20 protein-coding genes, 1 tRNA gene, 1 pseudogene and 1 riboswitch are annotated in these 19,379 nt (G+C 56.6%); of the genes and pseudogenes, 10 read left to right on the top strand and 12 right to left on the bottom strand.

The window, feature by feature from the left end; translation table 11 throughout:
- Positions 1–29: 29 nt before the first annotated feature.
- Genes ACR0CZ_RS18395 through ACR0CZ_RS18385 form a run of 3 tightly spaced genes read right to left on the bottom strand, consistent with a single transcriptional unit; the run spans position 30 to position 2,589 of the window.
- Entirely contained in the window at positions 30–545 is a 516-nt protein-coding gene (locus tag ACR0CZ_RS18395; RefSeq protein ID WP_170398551.1) for a flavin reductase family protein, read from the bottom strand.
- Positions 545–1,435, bottom strand: coding sequence for an aldo/keto reductase (locus tag ACR0CZ_RS18390; RefSeq protein ID WP_170398317.1), 891 nt, complete (start codon positions 1,433–1,435; stop codon positions 545–547). The genes ACR0CZ_RS18395 and ACR0CZ_RS18390 overlap by 1 nt, the downstream gene beginning before the upstream one ends.
- Positions 1,435–2,589 (bottom strand): LLM class flavin-dependent oxidoreductase, encoded by a 1,155-nt coding sequence (locus tag ACR0CZ_RS18385; protein ID WP_170398314.1) that lies wholly within the window; start codon positions 2,587–2,589, stop codon positions 1,435–1,437. Before ACR0CZ_RS18385 ends, ACR0CZ_RS18390 begins: the two co-directional genes overlap by 1 nt.
- Positions 2,590–2,694: 105 nt before the next feature.
- Between ACR0CZ_RS18385 and ACR0CZ_RS18380 the strand changes: the two genes are divergently transcribed.
- Both ACR0CZ_RS18380 and ACR0CZ_RS18375 read left to right on the top strand, forming a co-directional pair.
- On the top strand, positions 2,695–3,405 hold the full coding sequence (locus tag ACR0CZ_RS18380; protein ID WP_170398311.1) for a GntR family transcriptional regulator: 711 nt from the start codon (positions 2,695–2,697) through the stop codon (positions 3,403–3,405).
- A gap of 12 nt (positions 3,406–3,417) precedes the next feature.
- Positions 3,418–4,518 carry a Gfo/Idh/MocA family protein gene (locus ACR0CZ_RS18375; protein WP_170398308.1) on the top strand — a complete coding sequence of 367 codons (1,101 nt, stop codon included), beginning with the start codon at positions 3,418–3,420 and terminating at the stop codon, positions 4,516–4,518.
- Positions 4,519–4,527: 9 nt separating this feature from the next.
- On the opposite strand, the gene ACR0CZ_RS18370 is transcribed toward ACR0CZ_RS18375, so the two are convergent.
- The 3 genes and pseudogenes from ACR0CZ_RS18370 to ACR0CZ_RS18360 all read right to left on the bottom strand — a co-directional run bounded on the left by ACR0CZ_RS18370 (position 4,528) and on the right by ACR0CZ_RS18360 (position 7,519).
- Positions 4,528–6,384, bottom strand: coding sequence for an SLC13 family permease (locus ACR0CZ_RS18370; RefSeq protein WP_170398548.1), 1,857 nt, complete (start codon positions 6,382–6,384; stop codon positions 4,528–4,530).
- 131 nt (positions 6,385–6,515) lie between these two features.
- A pseudogene (locus tag ACR0CZ_RS18365) lies at positions 6,516–6,983 on the bottom strand (CmcI family methyltransferase); the annotation flags it as partial.
- A gap of 460 nt (positions 6,984–7,443) precedes the next feature.
- Positions 7,444–7,519 (bottom strand) — tRNA-Lys (locus tag ACR0CZ_RS18360).
- A gap of 218 nt (positions 7,520–7,737) precedes the next feature.
- Here ACR0CZ_RS18360 and dapF point away from each other — a divergent pair.
- Both dapF and mtaB read left to right on the top strand, forming a co-directional pair.
- Positions 7,738–8,571, top strand: a complete 834-nt coding sequence (gene dapF, locus ACR0CZ_RS18355; RefSeq protein ID WP_170398305.1) for a diaminopimelate epimerase — start codon at positions 7,738–7,740, stop codon at positions 8,569–8,571.
- Complete coding sequence (gene mtaB, locus ACR0CZ_RS18350; RefSeq protein ID WP_170398302.1) at positions 8,568–9,824, top strand: tRNA (N(6)-L-threonylcarbamoyladenosine(37)-C(2))-methylthiotransferase MtaB; 1,257 nt, start codon at positions 8,568–8,570, stop codon at positions 9,822–9,824. Before dapF ends, mtaB begins: the two co-directional genes overlap by 4 nt.
- Before the next feature lie 143 nt (positions 9,825–9,967).
- On the opposite strand, the gene ACR0CZ_RS18345 is transcribed toward mtaB, so the two are convergent.
- Genes ACR0CZ_RS18345 through petA form a run of 3 tightly spaced genes read right to left on the bottom strand, consistent with a single transcriptional unit; the run spans position 9,968 to position 12,701 of the window.
- Positions 9,968–10,753 (bottom strand): cytochrome c1, encoded by a 786-nt coding sequence (locus tag ACR0CZ_RS18345; protein ID WP_170398299.1) that lies wholly within the window; start codon positions 10,751–10,753, stop codon positions 9,968–9,970.
- A 17-nt stretch (positions 10,754–10,770) separates the two neighbouring features.
- Positions 10,771–12,102 (bottom strand): cytochrome b, encoded by a 1,332-nt coding sequence (gene petB / locus ACR0CZ_RS18340; RefSeq protein ID WP_170398296.1) that lies wholly within the window; start codon positions 12,100–12,102, stop codon positions 10,771–10,773.
- Between the two features lie 14 nt (positions 12,103–12,116).
- Positions 12,117–12,701 (bottom strand): ubiquinol-cytochrome c reductase iron-sulfur subunit, encoded by a 585-nt coding sequence (gene petA, locus ACR0CZ_RS18335; RefSeq protein WP_170398293.1) that lies wholly within the window; start codon positions 12,699–12,701, stop codon positions 12,117–12,119.
- Between the two features lie 485 nt (positions 12,702–13,186).
- On the opposite strand from petA, the gene ACR0CZ_RS18330 reads away from it, so the two are divergent.
- Complete coding sequence (locus ACR0CZ_RS18330; RefSeq protein WP_170425585.1) at positions 13,187–13,633, top strand: c-type cytochrome; 447 nt, start codon at positions 13,187–13,189, stop codon at positions 13,631–13,633.
- Between the two features lie 22 nt (positions 13,634–13,655).
- Here the strand turns inward: ACR0CZ_RS18330 and ACR0CZ_RS18325 are convergent, their stop codons facing one another.
- Positions 13,656–14,270 carry an FMN-binding negative transcriptional regulator gene (locus ACR0CZ_RS18325; RefSeq protein ID WP_480537230.1) on the bottom strand — a complete coding sequence of 205 codons (615 nt, stop codon included), beginning with the start codon at positions 14,268–14,270 and terminating at the stop codon, positions 13,656–13,658.
- Positions 14,271–14,325: 55 nt separating this feature from the next.
- Positions 14,326–14,472, top strand: a riboswitch (FMN riboswitch).
- 72 nt (positions 14,473–14,544) lie between these two features.
- Between ACR0CZ_RS18325 and ACR0CZ_RS18320 the strand changes: the two genes are divergently transcribed.
- From ACR0CZ_RS18320 to cobO, 5 genes are all read left to right on the top strand, one after another.
- Positions 14,545–14,985 (top strand): 6,7-dimethyl-8-ribityllumazine synthase, encoded by a 441-nt coding sequence (locus ACR0CZ_RS18320; RefSeq protein WP_170408142.1) that lies wholly within the window; start codon positions 14,545–14,547, stop codon positions 14,983–14,985.
- Positions 14,986–15,096: 111 nt separating this feature from the next.
- Positions 15,097–16,197 (top strand): chorismate synthase, encoded by a 1,101-nt coding sequence (aroC, locus tag ACR0CZ_RS18315; RefSeq protein WP_170466537.1) that lies wholly within the window; start codon positions 15,097–15,099, stop codon positions 16,195–16,197.
- The gene (locus ACR0CZ_RS18310; RefSeq protein ID WP_170466534.1) at positions 16,181–16,843 is read left to right on the top strand and encodes an HD domain-containing protein; all 663 of its coding nucleotides are present in this window, start codon (positions 16,181–16,183) and stop codon (positions 16,841–16,843) included. Before aroC ends, ACR0CZ_RS18310 begins: the two co-directional genes overlap by 17 nt.
- Before the next feature lie 54 nt (positions 16,844–16,897).
- On the top strand, positions 16,898–17,833 hold the full coding sequence (locus ACR0CZ_RS18305; RefSeq protein WP_170398226.1) for a DMT family transporter: 936 nt from the start codon (positions 16,898–16,900) through the stop codon (positions 17,831–17,833).
- Positions 17,834–17,891: 58 nt separating this feature from the next.
- On the top strand, positions 17,892–18,491 hold the full coding sequence (gene cobO / locus ACR0CZ_RS18300) for a cob(I)yrinic acid a,c-diamide adenosyltransferase (protein ID WP_170398223.1): 600 nt from the start codon (positions 17,892–17,894) through the stop codon (positions 18,489–18,491).
- Here cobO and ACR0CZ_RS18295 read toward each other — a convergent pair.
- Entirely contained in the window at positions 18,488–18,697 is a 210-nt protein-coding gene (locus ACR0CZ_RS18295; RefSeq protein ID WP_170398221.1) for a hypothetical protein, read from the bottom strand. The genes cobO and ACR0CZ_RS18295 overlap by 4 nt on opposite strands.
- Positions 18,698–18,965: 268 nt before the next feature.
- On the bottom strand, positions 18,966–19,331 hold the full coding sequence (locus ACR0CZ_RS18290) for an SPW repeat domain-containing protein (RefSeq protein WP_170398218.1): 366 nt from the start codon (positions 19,329–19,331) through the stop codon (positions 18,966–18,968).
- Positions 19,332–19,379: the final 48 nt, after the last annotated feature.

The following is a 19,379-nucleotide window of genomic DNA, read 5'->3' as shown; positions in this document are numbered from 1 at the left end:
GGGTTTGACCCGCAGTCGTCATATCGCGCTTAGCTCTGCGCGAATTGGCCGAGTTTTCCGGCAAAGAACGTCAGCGCGTCTCCATCCGCCATGCTGACTTTCAGAACTTTGCCCACCACGATCACGTGATCGCCTGCATCGTGATAGGCGTGCTGCTCGCATTCGAACCGGGCAAGACTACCCGGCAATAACGGGGTGCCGTTTTCACACCGGTCATGTTCGATACCACGCAGCGCATGGGCGTCTTTTGAACAGCCAAAGCACAGCTCGGCCTGTTCAGCAGACAGAACATGCACGCTGAAGTGGCGCGCCGCGTGAAAATAGCGGAACCGGCGCGAATTGCGGTCGCCCGCCCACATCACCAGCGGCGGATCCAGCGACAGGGAGGAAAAGCTGTTGGCCGTAATGCAGATCGGCCCATCCTCACTGTCGCAGGTCACGACAGTAACTCCGGTGGCAAACCGGCCAAAAGCATCGCGCAGGGTTCGCGTGTCGTCCTTATGCGGGACGAATGTATGGTTCATATCGCGCGAGATTGCGTTCATCATGGCACCTCATGTCCCAGCGCCGCCTCATACAGGCGGTACCAGCTTTCACGATCCAGCTTGACCTTCAACGCATCCGAGGCGCGTTTGATACGGCCCAGATTATTTGTGCCCAAAACCGGCAGGATGTTCGCCGGATGCGCGAGCAGGAAGGCAACCGCAACGGCGGCGCGGTCCACCCCGAAATCCTCGGCTATCTCATCCGCGACAACACCAACCGGTGGATTCCCCGCCATCAAAAGGCCCCCGCCAAGCGGGGACCACGCCATCAGCGGATGACCATGCTGCTGATGGAACGCCAGATCGCCGTTGGTGAACGGGCTGATCTCGCCCAGAGATATCTCGATCTGATTGGTGACCAACTGGGTTTTCATCGCCGACTGCAGCAAAGACCAGTCCCAAGGGCGGAAGTTGGACACACCAACCGCACCGACCTTGCCACTGGCAACCACCTCATCCAGCGCTGCACCGGTTTCATGGTGATCCATCATTGGATCCGGGCGGTGGATCAGTAGCAAGTCGATGTGGTCGATCGCCATTTCCGACAGAGATGTATCGACCGATTTCAGAATATGCGCGCGTGACGTGTCGTAGTATTTGACCTTGGCCTCGGCATAGCGCCCCATCGGTGCAACGATGTCACATTTGGTGACAATCTCCATCTTCTGACGCAGGTTGGGATTGGCCCGCAAGGCGTTGCCCAGAACGGCCTCGGCCGCGTATCCGCCGTAGATATCTGCTTGATCGAAGGTGGTGATGCCCTGATCCAGACAGGCCTGTATCTTGGCCTCGACATGCGCAGTCGAGGTGTCACTGTCATCACCCAAGCGCCACATGCCATAGACAAGACGGCTCATTTCCAGCGTGTCAGATAGTTTCACACGTTGCATCAGCGACGAACTCCGTTGCCCAGCGGGGTTGCCGGGGTGGTTGCTGGCACGCGCCCGTAGGCTTCGGGAAGCGAGCAGGTTTTCAGGTTGGGCATCACACGGGCGCCAAAATGCTTGGCCTCGTCCATGTGCGGGTAGCCCGAGAAGATGAAGGCGCGGATGCCCATCTTCTGATACTCTTCGATTTTAGACATAACTTGATCGGTCGAACCGACCATCGCAGCACCACAGCCCGACCGTGCGCGTCCGACGCCGGTCCACAGTCCAGGTTCGACATAGCCATATTCGTCGGCCAGATCGCGGTTCTTGGATTGATGCGCCACGCCCAAGGATGTCGCGTCCAGTGCCCGCTCGCGGATCGCACGACCATATTCGTCATCCAGTTTCGAGACGATGTAGTCGGCGTATTCCTGTGCCTCAGCCTCGGTATCGCGAACAATCATGTGGACGCGCAGACCGTAGTCCAGAGTACGATTGTAATTCTCGGCAACCGCATGAACGGCTTTCATCCGCTCGGCCAACTGATCCTTTGTTTCCGGCCACATCAGGTAGACATCGCAATGTTCACCGCACAGGTCCAAAGCAGACGGCGAGTAGCCGCCGAAATACAGCAGTGGGCCACCGGTCTGGTAAGGCCGAGCCGGGTCGGTGGTCAGGCCTGAAAAGTTATAGACCTCGCCCGCATGGTTGATTTCGTCCTGCGTCCAGGCCTGTTTCAGGATCTCGACCACTTCGCGCGAACGCTGATAGCGGTACGCACTGTCGGCTTTCTCGCCCGGGAAATCGGACGAGATGATGTTAACCGTCAGCCGCCCCTTAAGCATGTGGTCCAGCGTCGCGATGGTGCGGGCCAGCATGATGGGCTGCATTTCACCACAGCGCACGGCGGCCAGCAGGTTGATCTTTTCAGTGATCGGGGCGCAGCCTGCAACAAAGCTCAACGTATCCTGACCGACCTGATACGATGAGGGACACAGGATGTTGCGAAAGCCTTGCGCCTCGGCCTCTTTCACGATGCCTGAACAATGCTCCCAACTGGATCGCAGTTCACCATCGGGCACACCCAGAAACTGGTAGTCATCCGAGCAAAGCGCTGCAAACCACGAAACCTCGGCCGCATCCAGGTCGGGGGATGTGATGGGGACGATGGTCATTTGATTCACGCTCCGTACATCTTTGACTTTCCTCTTGCGTAGCAAGCGCATTGATGTAGATCAATAGTGTATCAATTTTTCCTGCGACCGAGTGAAGCGCCCTCAATGTCCGCCAACAGCCGCAATCCAAATGCCCTGCCGATCTATGTCCAGATCTCAGAGCTTCTGATCCGCGACATAGCTGCGGGCCGTCTGATTGATGGTGAGCGTCTTCCACCTGAACGGGACATGGCTTCGAACCTAAATGTCTCGGTCGGGACCTTGCGAAAATCGCTCGCCGAGCTTGAGAAAAAAGGCATGTTGGAGCGTATTCAGGGTTCGGGCAACTACATCCGCGAGACCGGAACGCAGAACAGCGTCTATGCTATGTTCCGGCTGGAACTGCCCGAAGGCGGCGGGTTGCCGCGTGCCGACATCCTGTCGGTTGATCATCTCAAGAAGCCTGCGAAACTGCCGAAGTTCGGCCTGTCTGATAGCGGTTCGCGTGTACGCCGGATGCGTTATCTGAATGACACAATCATCGCGGTCGAAGAAATCTGGTTGGACGAATCAGCCGGGACCATCGACCAGAACCTGCTGTCCGACTCGCTTTATCGCTATTACCAGCAACAGCTTGGCTTCTGGATCACACGGGCAGAGGATCGCGTTTCTGTCAGTGCCCTGCCCGACTGGACTCCTGAAGGCTTCACCAAACCTGCGGGCCAAGCCGCAGGGTATATCGAACGGTTCAGTTGGTCTGAGAAAGCTGAACCTATCGAGTTTTCAAAAACATGGTTTGATCCAGATCGAGCCACATACGTTCAACGCCTGAAATAAAAGGAACTGCGCATGACCCGGACCACCAATTACGGGCTGATCGGATGCGGCATGATGGGGCAGGAACACCTGCACAACATTGCTCTGCTTGAGGGCACACGAGTCGCCGCAATCTTCGAACCCGACCCGGAGATGGCGTATAAGGCGCAGGCGATTGCACCCGACGCGCAGATGATGTCTTCCCTTCAGGACCTTCTGGCAGTCAATGATCTGGACTGTCTGGTCATCGCCAGCCCCAACCACCTGCATGTTGATCAACTGGCCGAGATTGCGGAAACCCGCCCCCTGCCCCTGTTGATCGAGAAACCATTGTTCACTGATCCTGCCGATCTTGCACGGCTTGAGCAGTTAGAGCGCAGTTATCCGCACCCGATCTGGGTCGCGATGGAATATCGCTATATGCCCCCGATCACGGCGCTGATCGATGAAGCAGCGACCGCCGGTGGTGGGATCAAGATGCTCACGATCCGCGAACACCGTTTTCCGTTCCTCGAAAAGGTCGGCAATTGGAACCGGTTCAACCGTAACACTGGCGGTACATTCGTCGAAAAATGTTGCCACTTCTTCGACCTCATGCGCCTGATCCTGCAATCAGACCCGGTTCGCGTTTCCGCAAGCGGAGGCCAAGCCGTCAATCATTTGGACGAAGTTTATGACGGCGATACTCCAGATATTCTGGACCACGGCTATGTCATTGTCGATTTTGCTTCGGGCGCGCGCGCGATGCTCGAGCTTTGCATGTTTGCCGAGGGTTCGCGGTATCAAGAAGAAATCTCGGCCATTGGGCGCGATGCCAAGATCGAAGCGCTTGTGCCCGGCCCGGGCCGCTTCTGGCCCGAACATCTGGGCGACGCGCCTGTACCACAGCTGATCATCAGCCCTCGCGCACCGAAAGGTCCAATCCAGCGCGACATCCCCGTTGATCCCGAGTTGCTGGCGGCTGGCGACCACAATGGCTCGACTTATTACCAGCACAAAGGCTTTCTGGAGCTGGTCAGGGGCGAGCGCGCCAAACCCGAGGTCTCACTGCGTGATGGGATTTGGGCCGTGCGTATCGGCCTTGCCGCACAACAGGCGTCAGAGCAGGGCCAAACGATCAGCCTAGCTGGGTAATTAACAGGGTCAGAAAATCACATTCAGCATCAACAGTGAGACGATCAAGAAGATGATCGTCATGATCCCGCCCGAACGGACGAAATCGGTCACTTTGTACCCAGCTGGCCCCATGATCAGCGCATTTACCTGATGGGTCGGGATAATGAAACTGTTCGAGGTCGAAATCGCGACGGTTAATGCAAAGACCGCCGGGTTGGCACCCGCCGCAACCGCAATTGAAACCGCAAGGGGCACCAACAGAACCGTCGCGCCGACGTTTGACATGACCAGAGAAAATGCCGTCGCCAGAATGGCGACGCCCGCCTGTAGCGCCCAATTCGGCCATCCATCCAAGATGATCATGATCTGTTGCGCAATCCATGCCGCAGTCCCGGTATTCTGCACCGCCTGACCCAACGGGATCAGACACGCCAGCAGAAAGACCGTGTTCCATCCAACTGCTCGATACGCCTCGTCAACACTGAGCACCCGGGTCAACATCATTCCTGCGGCTCCGGTCAGCAAACAGAGCGACAACCGCACATCCGTGAACAGGATCAGCGACAATGAGATCAAGAAGAACAAGAGCGCCCAGCCTACCTTTTGCGGGCGCAATTCGTCCTGCGGGAAATCAGACGTGACCACAACAAAATCCGGATCACGCTTTATCCGCATCAGGTTGTCCCAGCGGGTATGAGCAACCAACATGTCGCCAGCCTTGAACTTCTCCAGCCCGATCTGGGTGGATTCATGCGTCTCAGTCTCGACATGACTTAGCGTCTCTTCACCCCTGTGGATGGCGAGCAAAGACATTCCGTAGGTTTTGCGGAATAGCAATTCGCGAGGGCATTTGCCGATCAGTTTGCTGTCAGGCGTCACGACCACCTCTGCGACCCCAGCATTCGTGGGTGCGAACTCTTCGACAAACACATCCAGATCAGGCAGCACCGTCAGCCCGTACTTTTCGGCAAACTCTTCGACAACCCAGCGCCGTCCCACAATCGCTAATCGACAAGGCGCAGCAATCTCGGCTGTTAGCACCTGAACCATCGAGGTCTTGCCACGGTAAAAGGTCGAGATGATATAAAGGTGATTTTCAAAGTTGATGTCGGCCAGTATCTGCCCGACCAGCGGGCTGTCGGCCGGAACCACAACCTCGAACACATCGGCCTTCAGCCCGTAGACCCGCTGAAGATATTCCTGAGTCCCGCGCCCGGTACCCGTACTCTCCGACCCTGAATCGCCCGGCAGCACCCAACGTCCCAGCAGCAGGAAATATGCGATCCCCGTCAGGATCAGCACCGCACCGATGGGGGTAACGGAAAACAATCCAAAGGGTTCCATCTTCTGGGCTTCGGGCAGCCCTTCGTTTGCAGTTTGGATCAGGTCATTCAACAGAATAAGCGGCGAGGACCCGACCATCGTCATTGTCCCCCCCAGAATGGCACAAAACCCCATGGGCATAAGCAAACGTGACAACGGAATACCCGATCGCGATGAGATACGGCTAACCACCGGTAGGAACAACGCCGCCGCCCCGACATTTTGCATGAATGATGAGATAACACCGACTGTGCCCGAAACGATCGGCAGCACTCGGTTTTCAGACTTACCACCATATTTCAAAATGACGGACGCGACCTTGTTCATCAGCCCCGTTTTATCCAAACCCGCCCCTACGATCATGACCGCAATGATCGAAATCACGGCATTGGACGCAAACCCGTCAAACAGATGAGGAACATTTGCCAGATTTTCGAGACCCGGTGCATAACTCAGCAGACCCACAATGACCAACACCAGGATGGCCGAAAGATCGATCCTTACAATCTCGGACACAAACAAGAACACCGTGAAGGCCAAAAGCGCCGAGACCACACCCATTTCGTATGTAAACGCCAATTGCTCCACTGGGATCACCTGGTTCCAAAAGCAAATCTAATAGGCATTTCTAGGCAATCAGCGCGGGCCTGTCATGGACTTTGTCTGTTTGGTCGAAATCCACCGTGACAAAACTACCGGCGTCGTAAGAAGCCGTCCGGTGCCACCGAAATTTGCAGCTTGTGATCGATACTCTTGTCGATCTCGAAATCAGGATTGACTTTCAACCAATCATGAACTGCAGTCTTTGGGTTGTCTCCAGGTCCCCATGGACGATCAGTGAACTTAGTGGGAGGCATTTCCTCAACGATTGTATCGAACACAATGCAATAGCTACCCGAAGGAACAAGCGGGGCATACGCATATAACTCAGCAAGCACATGATCGGGTGTATGATTGCTGTCGAGACAAACAAGTACCTTATGGTAATCTTCAGCAGCAGTTCGATCCTGGTCCACAATGTCTTCGTCGATAGATGAGCCTTGAATCATCTCGATTCTGGAGGCCATCGGATGCTCTTCTATGGCTGCATGATTGTGGGCGAGAGCACCAATGTCAACGCCAAGAACCCTGCATTTGGGACGAGCGAGATCAAGCGTCGTGCTCGCATAAGCGGCGTGAACATGTCATGGACTTGGACCACACCCCGCCGCGTGTGGTCAGGAAGACAGGCTGGAACCACTGCCTGAACTGTACGAAACCGTTATGGAGCTTGGTTGCAATAGGGATTCGCATCCGCGATAACTGCAAGACGCCGACCCGATTGCAAAGTCATTCACGATAGCCGTTGCCGCAGGAGATGGCAGAGTAACGGCAAGCTGTTTCGCCAGCCGCGCAAGGCATTGGAGACCGTCCCTCGTAAATCCAACAGAGCAAACCTCGGCAGTGTCTCCTTGCTGCCTGCATCGGTGAAGCGCCTCGGGGGCATGAGTTCCGGGGCGCTTTTACTGAGCGAGTCACCACAGCAAGCCGCATTGCTTGTATTGTACTGGTTTGGGCAAACACACCACCCCGCAGGGCGGGCACCACCTACTCTAAGCTTTTGTATTTGCTTGGCTTAAGTGGTGAGCCGTGCAGGATTCGAACCTGCGACCCACTGATTAAAAGTCAGTTGCTCTACCAACTGAGCTAACGGCCCACTCTTTTTAGGATCTCTTCGATCCGCAGCACTCTGTAAGGTAAATACCCGACCGGGTTCAAGACCTTATTTCGTACTTCAGTTCGCCGTCATTCGTATGAGTTCGGCGCCCCGATAGGCGGCCTAATTAGGCAGGTGGAACTGGGGGGTCAACCCCTTTTTTCAGGAATCTACGCGACAGGGTGGATTCATGTCCGGACCGGCGTTATACGCCCGCCATGCAACAGATACTCGACACCGGTTTGGCCTTTATGAAGATGCACGGGTTGGGCAACGACTTTGTCGTTGTCGATGCGCGCGCGCATGCCGTGCCGGTCACCCCGGCCCTTGCCAGGGGAATCGGGCACCGGCAGTTCGGCGTGGGATTCGATCAGTTGGCGGTTATCGAACGCGGTGAAGCGGATGCGCATCTGGTGTTCTACAATGCCGACGGGTCGACTTCGGCTGCGTGCGGCAACGCCACGCGCTGTATCGCCCGGTTTTTGATGAACGAAACAGGCAAATCCGAACTCACGCTCACAACTGAACGCGGCACACTGCAGGCCCGCGACGCTGGCGATGGACTGACGTCGGTGAATATGGGGCACCCCCAACTTCTTTGGAACGAGATTCCCCTGGCGGAAGAGATGGACACGCTGGAACTGCCGATAGAAGGTGGTCCAACAGCGACCGGCATGGGCAACCCGCACTGCACTTTCTTTGTCGACAACGCCGAGGCCATTCCGATGGAAGAGTTCGGCGCGCGTTACGAATACCATCCACTCTATCCCGAACGCACCAATGTTCAGGTCGCACAGATAGTCACACCCGACCACATCCGCATGCGGGTGTGGGAGCGAGGAGTGGGGATCACTCTGGCCTCGGGGTCATCGTCTTGTGCCACGGCCGTCGCTGCAGCACGCAGAGGTCTCACCGGGCGCAAAGTACAAGTTGACCTGGATGGCGGCACAATCTGGATCGACTGGCGCGAGGATGGGGTCTGGATGACGGGACCCACAGCCCATGTGTTTTCGGGCACGCTGACGCCTGAATACCTGAGGTCACTGGAATGAACCCGCCTAAGTTCAGCACTCTGGGCTGCCGCCTGAACGCCTATGAGACCGAAGCGATGAAAGAACTGTCGCAGCAGGCTGGCCTAACGGATGCTGTGATCGTCAACACCTGCGCGGTGACCGCCGAGGCCGTCCGCAAGGCGCGGCAGGAGATTCGCAAGCTGCGCCGCGAAAACCCCTCGGCACGTCTGATCGTCACCGGGTGCGCGGCGCAAACCGAGCCGCAGACCTTTGCTGCTATGGACGAAGTAGACGCGGTCATCGGCAACACCGAAAAGATGCAACCGGATACCTGGAAAGGCATGGCCGCCGATTTCATCGGTCAGACCGAGGCGGTTCAGGTTGACGACATCATGTCTGTCACGGAAACCGCCGGGCATCTGATTGATGGCTTCGGAACCCGCTCACGCGCCTATGTACAGGTTCAGAATGGCTGCGATCATCGCTGCACCTTTTGTATTATCCCTTACGGCCGGGGCAATTCTCGCAGCGTCCCTGCGGGCGTTGTGGTGGATCAGATCAAACGATTGGTCGATAAGGGTTACAACGAAGTGGTTCTGACCGGGGTCGATCTGACCTCATGGGGTGCGGATCTGCCCGCTCAGCCGAAACTAGGCGATCTCGTGATGCGTATCCTTAAACTGGTGCCCGATCTGTCTCGTCTGCGCATCAGCTCAATCGACTCGATCGAAGTCGACGAGAACCTGATGCATGCCATCGCGACCGAGCCGCGCCTGATGCCCCATTTACATCTGTCCTTGCAGCATGGCGACGATCTGATCCTGAAGCGCATGAAACGCCGCCACCTGCGCGAAGATGCGATTCGTTTCACTGAAGACGCCATCAAACTACGACCCGACATGACTTTTGGCGCGGACATCATCGCTGGCTTCCCGACCGAGTCCGAGACTCATTTCGAGAATTCCCTCAAGCTCGTCACCGAGTGCAACCTGACCTGGCTGCATGTATTCCCCTATTCCAAACGCAAAGGCACTCCGGCAGCCCGCATACCGCAACAGATCAACGGCAATGTCATCAAAGAACGCGCCGCGCGCCTGCGTGCAGCCGGCGATGCACAGGTCATCAAGCATCTGACGGCACAGATCGGCAAAACCCACAATATCCTGATGGAAAATCCCACAATGGGCCGCACCGAACAATTTACCGAAGTAACCTTCGGCAACGCCCAACCCGAAGGCGAGATCGTAATCGCGACGATACGGGGGCACAGCAAAGCTCAATTACAAGTGTGATCCGTTCTTCATCTGGCCAAAAATACCTCGGGGATGAATTGGCCGCAGGCCAAGAAGGGGCTGGCCCCTTCCACACCATCGCAACAAAAAAACCCCCGTCACCGTGATGGCGCGGGGGTTTAGTTTTTAGTTATACGTCGACCTTAGTCCAGACGTTTGCCCTTTATCGGTGCCCACAGGCGCTTGTTCACAAGGTACAGCAGAACAGACAGAACTGTCAGGAACAGAACACCGACGAAACCGGCATTTTTGCGCTCCATCATTTTCGGCTCGGCGCTCCACATCAAGAAGGCTGCTATGTCTTCGGACATTGCCTCAACGGTTGCAGGATGTCCGTCGGCAAATTCAACCTGATCTTCTGCCAGCGGCGGAGCCATGGAAATCCAACCACCGGGGAAGGCCTTGTTCTCATAGAGAACAGTACCGGCTTCTTCCTTTTCTTCACCGGTATAACCATCCAGAAGCGAGGCAATATATTCCGCGCCCCCCATGCCTTTGACCAGCTGGTTGATGCCCAGACCGTAAGGACCATGGAAACCGGCACGGGCCTTCGCCATCAGGCTCAGGTCAGGCGCGCCGACACCGTTGTTGGCCGGGAAGTGGTCGGTCGGGATTGCCGGGCGGAAATCGTCCAGCTCGGGATCGAACACCTCGAAGTTGTCGGCCGCGTAGGTGATGACTTGCTCTTCCGAATACCCCAAATCTTCAAGGGTCCGAAGAGGTACATATTGCAGACCATGGCAGGCTGCGCAGACCTCGGTATAGATCTGTAGGCCGCGCTGAAGCTGGTTCTGATCCCAGGTTCCAAACGGTCCCTCGAACGAGAAGTCGAAATCTTCGATGTGCTGCTCACCGCCACCTGCCGCAAAAGTCGAGGCGGGCGCAAGGGCCAAAGCGAACGCGGCACCGATTGCAAGTTTCTTGAACATGTTTCCGGTCCCTCTTCTTACTCGGCCGGCGTGGCGTCGGCGTTTGCCTTGCCATAATGCGCGTTGAAGTCTTCTTCGATGGTTTCCGGCTGCGCCTCGGGTTTTTCGATGACACCCAGGATCGGCAGGATCACGAAGAAATAGGCGAACCAGTAAGCCGAAGCGATCAGCGAGAAGGTCGCATAGGGCTCTTCCGCGGGCATCGCACCCAGCCACATCAAAGCAAAGAAGTCGATGATCAAAAGGTAGAACCACCATTTGAACATCGGACGATACTTGCCCGAACGCACGGTCGAGGTGTCCAGCCAAGGGGCTAGGGCCATGGCCAGGATCGCACCAAACATCGCAATCACACCAAAGAACTTGGCGTCGATGATGCCGCCGGTGATGAAGCTGGCGAACTGAACGACCCAGACTTCGCCAGTGAACGCACGCAGGATCGCGTAGAATGGCAGGAAGTACCATTCAGGGACGATGTGCGCAGGTGTAACCAGCGGGTTGGCTTCGATGTAGTTATCCGGGTGACCCAAGTAGTTCGGCATGTAGCCCACGATGGCCCAGAACACGACCAGAATGACCGCCAGCGCGAACAGGTCCTTGATCACGAAATAGGGCCAGAACGGCAACGTGTCTTTCTCTGCCTCGGCTTTCGAGCCACGGCGAACCTCAACACCTGTCGGGTTGTTGTTGCCTGTGGTGTGGAAGGCCCAGATATGCACGATCACAAGCGCCGCGATAACAAACGGCAGAAGGTAGTGCAGCGAGAAAAAGCGGTTCAGAGTGGCGTTGTCCACCGCAGGTCCGCCCAGCAACCAGGTCTGGATCGCATCACCAACAAACGGGATCGCACCAAACAGGCCGGTGATCACGGTCGCACCCCAGAAGGACATCTGACCCCAGGGCAGAACGTAGCCCATGAACGCAGTGCCCATCATCATCAGGTAAATGAGCATCCCAATGATCCACGTAATCTCACGCGGGGCTTTGTACGAGCCGTAGAACAGGCCGCGGAAGATGTGGATGTAGACTGCTACAAAGAACAGCGATGCGCCGTTCATGTGCAGATAGCGCAGCATATAGCCGCCGTTCACGTTGCGCATGATGTGTTCGATGCTGGCAAAGGCCAGATCAACATGCGGGGTGTAGTGCATCACCAGAACGATACCGGTGACGATCTGCAACGCCAGGCAGAACGCCAGGACGATGCCCCAGATCCACCACCAGTTCAGGTTCTTGGGGGTTGGGATCATCAGGGTGTCGTAAAGCAGGCCGACGATGGGCAGACGGCTGTTCAGCCACTTCTCGCCATTTGTCTTCGGCTCGTAATGATCGTGGGGAATTCCGGACATAAGTTAGGTCTCCCTTAGCCGAGCTTGATGGTGGTGGCGTCCACCCATTCAACGGGCGGAATGGGCAGGTTTTCAGGCGCGGGGCCTTTGCGGATACGACCGGCAAGATCGTAGTGCGAGCCGTGGCAGGGGCAGAACCAACCGCCAAAATCGCCAGCATCGCCAAGCGGCACACAACCCAGGTGTGTACAAACACCCATCTGAACGATCCACGCCCCTTCTCCTTCGCCTTCGGGCGAAGGCATGACGCGATTGGCGTCGGTCGCTGGTGCATCGGCGTTCAAATTGAAGTTGCGAGCCAGCGGGTCAGGCAGCGCGTCGACACCTTCAGCGTCCTGCTCCTGAGCTTCCTGAATCTCGGCACCTGTGCGGTGACGGATGAAAACAGGTTTACCCAACCACTTTGCAGTCAGCTGCGTGCCCGGCTCTACCCCGCTTACATCCACACGGATCGAGGACAGCGCCTGGACGTCTGCCGATGGGTTCATTTGATTTACCAGGGGCCAAACGGCAGCCCCGGTGGCAACGACACCTGCGCCGCCAGCGACGTAGTAGAGGAAATCTCTGCGGGTGCCTTCGTGGTCTTCAGCTTGGGACACGAGGTTATCTCCGATTATCTGGCGCCCGCGAACGGGCATAAAGCTCGCGCACCGCACAAGTGCGGCGTCTTAAACGGGGTATCTATCGGGGAGAATAGAGTTCGTCCAGCGCTCTTAAACGCGCAATACGCCGCATCTAAGCATTCATGTCACGGTGAAAGGGCAAAATTTCAATCTCAAATGCAGATTTTAACCCTCAGAGCGGCGAATTGGCGCCAGGCAGGCGGGACGTGATTCGGCATCGACCCGCGCTGGTAGATCCCCAAATTGAAATCTCCTCACCCTATGCGAACGCCGCCGATTTCACGTGCATCTCTACTTTAGGAACACTGTATTCCTTCTATTTTAGCGCGATACGATTCCTCTTAAATTATTAATATAAAATAGATATTTCAAACACGTGATTATCTACCAGAATTCGATTGCACTCTAAACGGGAATGCGTGAAAGGCCACAGGCGCAATATTCCCAGCCGGAGATGTTCAATGCTCAAGATAGCAGCAACCGTAGTTTTTGTTTCGTTTCTGACTTCAGTACAGGCGATCGCAGCCGGCGATCCGGCGAAAGGCGAACAGCTCTATAACAGATGCTCTTCGTGCCATGCGATCATCAAAAATGGCGAGGTTCTGGTCAAAGGCGGCATCACCGGGCCGAATCTCTTTGGCGTAGTTGGCCGCACCGCCGGAACTGAGAACGATTATCTTTATGGAAGTGAACGTTTGCCCATCGGGATGTTCACCGACGACATGATCCGCGCCGGGCAAGAAGGGCTTGTGTGGACTGAAGAAAACATCGCCGCCTATTCTCGGGATCCGATCGGGTTCATCAAGGAATATCTGGATGATGACACCGCCCGCCCGAACATGAGCGTCAAGCTGAAAAAAGGCGCAGATGACATCGCTGCTTATCTCGCCACATTCAGCGCTCAATGAATGGAAGGCGAGAACGCGTGCCTCAGGCCTTGCGCATCAACGAGGCCAAGCGCGCCACCTCGCTGCCAAGTCCTGCTGAGTGCACGTTATCAGCCGCGCGATGTCGCGCCTCTTCGGGTTTGTTCTGATTCAGCTTCCAAGTGCCGTCGATATCCGAGATCATGAGTCGGCAGGGAACGATCATGCGCATCATTCTATCCAGCGCGTCTGGTGTCATCTTAGACGCCAACCATGGCGGCTTTGGCAGCAGGCGATTTTCAAAGCCTGCCGCCTGCCGGTCGAGCAGATTTCGCAGGTCGTCCGTTGGCCGCATCTCAAGCACACCAGTCAGATGCACCGCTACATAGTTCCAGGTCGGCACTTGATCATCGACTTCGTACCAGTCAGGCGAGATATACCCATCCGGCCCTATCACAGCGATCTTCGCAGGTTGCGGCTTTTTCAGCGCCCTAACAATCGGATTTGACCGGACCAGATGCAGGTCAGCCGATGAAGCATCCTCGTTCAGAAGAAAGGGAACGTGGCTTAACAACGGTGCATCCGATGTCGACACCGCCAGAACACCAAAGGCGCGGTCACGCGCAAACTCGATGTGACGCTCGCGCGTCTCGGCGCGAAAGGTGGGATTGGGATGCATATTCGTCCTCCTGCCAATTTCTCTTGCAGAAGCGATATCTCCTTGGCAAGGTCCCACTCGTTCTCAGGGCGGGGCGAAATTCCCCACCGGCGGTATGCGGGCATGACCCGTAAGCCCGCGAGCGGCCCCGGTCTCCGGGGTGTCAGCAGATCTGGTGAGAAGCCAGAGCCGACGGTTACAGTCCGGATGAAAGAGAACGTGCAGCACGCCGGTAATGCGGTGTGCCTGCTCGTGATCGCCTTGGGTGACGTGTCTGTTACGAAAGGAGATCATGATGACACACACCCGCTATGCTTTTGTCAAAGCCAACTGGCATTCAGATATCGTGGATCGCGCGCTGGATGGGTTTCTCGAACTGATTTCAGCCGATCAGGTTGATGTCTTCGACGTTCCGGGCGCTTTCGAGATGCCCCTGCTGGCCCGTGACCTGGCGCAAACGGGGCGCTACGCCGCCGTAGCCTGCGCTGCCTTTGTAGTGGATGGCGGCATCTACCGGCATGACTTCGTCGCACAAGCGGTTGTCGATGGCTTGATGCGGGCCGGGCTCGATTCAGGTGTTCCGGTCCTGTCGGTCTCGCTGACACCGCATCAGTATCAGGAAACGGATCACCACAACGCCATCTATCGCGCGCATTTCATCGAAAAAGGGCGCGAGGCAGCTCATGCAGCGCTCAAGATCAACGCAACCCGCGCCATGGTGGCTCAAGCCGCCTGATTTATTCCAATCGCGCCGCCCACAGGGCGGCGCTTGCTTCTCTGCAAATGCAAATCCGCTTGAGGACCAAGGCACTCCCCGCTAATCACGTCGCTCAAAGGAGCATGCCCCATGTCGATGAACAGTTTTGGCCACCTCTTCCGCGTTACCACCTGGGGTGAAAGCCACGGGCCCGCCTTGGGGGCCACGGTCGACGGCTGCCCCCCGGGCGTTGAGATTAATGAAGCGATGATCCAGCACTGGCTGGATAAGCGCAAACCGGGTCAGAACAAATTCACCACCCAACGGCGTGAGCCCGATCAGGTGAAGATCCTATCTGGCGTATTCGAAGGCCAGACAACCGGTACACCTGTGCAGCTGATAATCGAGAACACCGATCAACGCTCAAAAGACTACGGCGACATCATGGACAAGTTCCGTCCGGGACACGCCGACATCACATACTGGCAGAAGTACGGGATCCGTGACTATCGCGGCGGCGGGCGCAGTTCGGCGAGGGAAACGGCATCACGTGTGGCGGCCGGAGGACTCGCGCGTGAGGCTATCAAACAGATCGCTCCGAATGTTCAAATCACCGGTTATATGACCCAGATCGGTCCGCACAAGATCGACCGTGCCAATTTCGACTGGTCGCAGATCGAACAGAATCCATTCTGGACGCCCGACGCCAAAGCAGCCGAAGATTGGGCCGCTTATCTGGACGACCTGCGCAAATCCGGCAACTCGGTCGGCGCAGTGGTCGAAGTGGTCGCGCGCGGCGTTCCGGCGGGGCTCGGCGCGCCGGTTTATGCCAAGTTAGACACTGATCTGGCTGCAGCCATGATGTCGATAAACGCCGTTAAAGGGGTTGAAATCGGTGAAGGCATGGGCGCCGCCGAACTGACTGGCGAGGCCAACGCCGACGAGATATTCATGGGACAGGACGGCCCTCAATACAGCTCGAACCACGCTGGCGGTATTCTGGGCGGCATTTCGACCGGCCAGGATCTTGTGGTGCGCTTTGCGGTCAAGCCGACCTCGTCCATTCTGACCACCCGCAAGACCATCACCAAATCCGGCGAAGAGACCGAGATCATTACCAAAGGCCGCCACGACCCCTGCGTCGGCATCCGCGCCGTTCCGGTAGGTGAGGCAATGGTGGCTTGCGTGATCCTCGATCACCTGCTCCTGCACCGTGGTCAAATCGGCGAGAACCGTGGACAGATTGGCTGATCTGCGCGCTTCGCTGCGCGCTGTCGTCAGGCAACGGATGCAGACGGATCCGGCGCATGATCTGGCGCACTTGGATCGGGTTTGGGTTAATGCGCAGGCGATTGCGGATGATGAAACCAACCCGCGTGTCTTGCTGGCGGCGTGTTATCTGCATGATCTGATCAACCTGTCAAAAGATGATCCGGATCGGCATCTGGCCTCGATGCGATCCGCCGCTGAATCAGAGCCTATTCTTGCAGACCTTGGCTATACAGCCATCGAAACGGAAGCTGTTCAGCACGCCATTGCCGCCCATAGCTTTTCGGCCAACATCCCGCCCGAAACACCCGAGGCGCGAATACTACGGGATGCCGATCGTCTGGATGCGTTGGGTGCTATCGGTATCGCCCGCAACTTTTCAGTATCGGGCGCCCTGGGACGCACCCTTTATGACCCGTCAGATCCGTTTGCCGAAAACCGTTTGCCGAATGACCTGATTTTTTCAATCGATCACTGGCAAATAAAACTGCTGCGCTTACCCAATGATATGCTGACCGAAAAAGGCAGGGCCATCGCGCAGGACCGAGCCGCGCGGATGATGAGGTTTCTAAAGGACCTGTCAGAGGAAATTGGAGCTCAGCTTCCACTAGACTGGTCCAATCTCTGATACGTCAACTTTGGCCAGTTGATCTTTCCGCCTCAAAGGCGCAGGTTCGCGACCATGGCGAAATCCTTAACATCGCATCGTCCGGCATTGGCCGTGGCGCTCAAGCTCAGTGCGCTCGTGCTGTTCACGACGATGTCTGCATTGGTCAAGGCTTTGTCAGATGATTTCCCGCCGGGAGAGATGGTGTTTTTCCGCTCGCTTTTCGCGATTCCGGTTATCATCGCCTGGCTGGTCTGGCGAGGAGAGCTGGTGCATGGCTTTGTTGTCAAGAAGCCGATGGGCCATTTCTGGCGCGGGGTTCTGGGAACCTCGGCCATGGGGCTGACCTTTACTGGTCTTAGCCTGTTGCCGCTGCCCGAGGTAACCGCCATCGGATATGCAACCCCTATCTTCACGCTGATTCTGGCAGCAATCATGTTGGGCGAGCGGATACGAATGATTCGTATCGGGGCCGTCGCGCTTGGCCTTGTCGGCGTTCTGATCATGATCTGGCCCCGGCTGGGTTCAGGCACTGCCGAAACCGCCGCAACAATAGGTGCGCTTTGCGTGCTGGCTGCAACCGTTGCTCGTGCCTTTGTGCAGATACATATTCGCCAACTGGTACAGGTGGATCATCCCGCCGCAATCGTGTTCTATTTCTCTCTCACTGCGACCTTGCTTTCGGGTCTCACAGTGTTTTGGGGCTGGGTTATCCCGACATGGGAGCAAGCCGCATTGCTGGTGACAATCGGCCTGATCGGCGGAGTGGCGCAGATTCTGGTGACCTCGTCCTACAAGTTTGGACAAGCGTCAATGCTGGCACCTTATGACTACACCACAATGCTGTTCGCCATTGTCATTGGTTATTTCTGGTTCGATGAGTTGCCAACCCTGGTGATGCTGGGCGGCGCGGCGTTGGTGATTGCAGGCAACGTCGTGGTGATCCTGCGTGAACGACAACTTGGCCTTGATCGGACCAAAGCGCGATCAGCAACGGATCCCAAAGCCTGACTTTACCTTTCGCAATCTTTCCCTAGGTTGGGTCGCGATACACCTATGAGGTTTCCCGATGAGCGACGCACAGAACCACAAAGAAAAGATGCAAGAGGTGCAAGCCAAGCACCGCAAGAAAGTCTCGGAAGCGGTCGATCCCGGCCGGGGACTGGTGCTGATCAATACAGGTAAGGGCAAGGGAAAATCCTCGGCTGCGTTTGGCGTGGTGATCCGGGCATTGGGCTGGGGCCAGAAAGTGGCTGTGGTTCAGTTCATCAAGGGCAAGTGGAAAACCGGTGAGCGCAGGTTCTTTGAGGAACGCGACCTGGTCACCTGGCACACGATGGGCGAAGGGTTTACCTGGGATACACAAGACCGCGAGCGCGACATCGCGGCTGCGACTTCGGCCTTCAACAAGGCCTGTGATCTGATGAAAAGCGGCGACTACGATCTGGTTGTTCTCGACGAGATCAATATCGCCCTGCGCTACGAATACCTTTCAGTAGACACTGTTATTGAGGGGCTTCAGACCCGATCAGACAAAACCAGCGTGTTCCTGACTGGCCGGGATGCCCCGCAAGCCCTCAGGGACTATGCGGATCTGGTAACCGAGATGACCGAAGAAAAACACCCGTTCCAAGCCGGCATCAAAGCTCAACGTGGTGTGGATTTCTAGGCCCGCGCACCACCCTCATTCAGCGCGCGCATCGAATCGCGCCTGACTGCGTACATCGTTGCGGCTGAGCGTTCTTCGAGCGCCCGGCAGCGCTCGGCGTTGCAGGTCTTGTGATCGAGATAGGCCGCGACTTCTGAGGTTAGCGCGTCGCAATCACACGATGCACAGCAGGGATCGGCCATCAATTCTTCAAATCGATCACGCAATCGCGGGCTCCTTTGGTCGTTCCCGGGGCGATGGCGGGCTTTCACATCTGCTTTTGCTGAGCCCACAGATCGCCCCGGAACCAGTTGCTTGATGGTGTCATCTGGCGTTGCGCTATATCTGATGGTTTTTGTCGGAAAATTCAAGCCTGAAAATCTGATGCAACAGGGGCGACCCATTGGGCAAATTTGGCCTTATTAGTGTCTAAAACAAAAAAAGGCCATCCGGATGCCCGCATGGCCCAGCTGATCGCTACGGTTCTGACTCACTTCAAACAATAGCGCTCTGTTCGGGCGCGCTGAGCGAGATCACCACAACGACTGCGGCCCCGTTCACCCAGTAGAACAACGCATCAAGCCCAGAAAATCCAAACAGGCTGGGCGCAAACAGGAACGTGACGCCGACAAGCAGATCAACAGCCAAGTGGAACTTGTATGGCAGAACCCGCCAAATCCCAAGGTGATGGTCTGTCAGAACGGTCAGTACGAATGCTGCAATGCCGGTCACAACGGACAGCCAGAGTGCCAGCGGGTTGGACTGGCCCAGCCCCAGTACAAAAGGCAAAACCATCAGCGCAATCGCAACCGGGTAGTCAAGATAGGCATGGACAGAGCGGGTGACAAAACGCAGGGACATGTGAACTTCCTTTCTTCAATCAGTGATGATCAAAGATTAGGGGCGCGC

Source organism: Ruegeria sp. H9 (assembly GCF_056532915.1).
The sequence above is the reverse complement of the archived record's forward strand: the minus strand, read 5'-3'. Positions and strand labels throughout refer to the sequence as shown.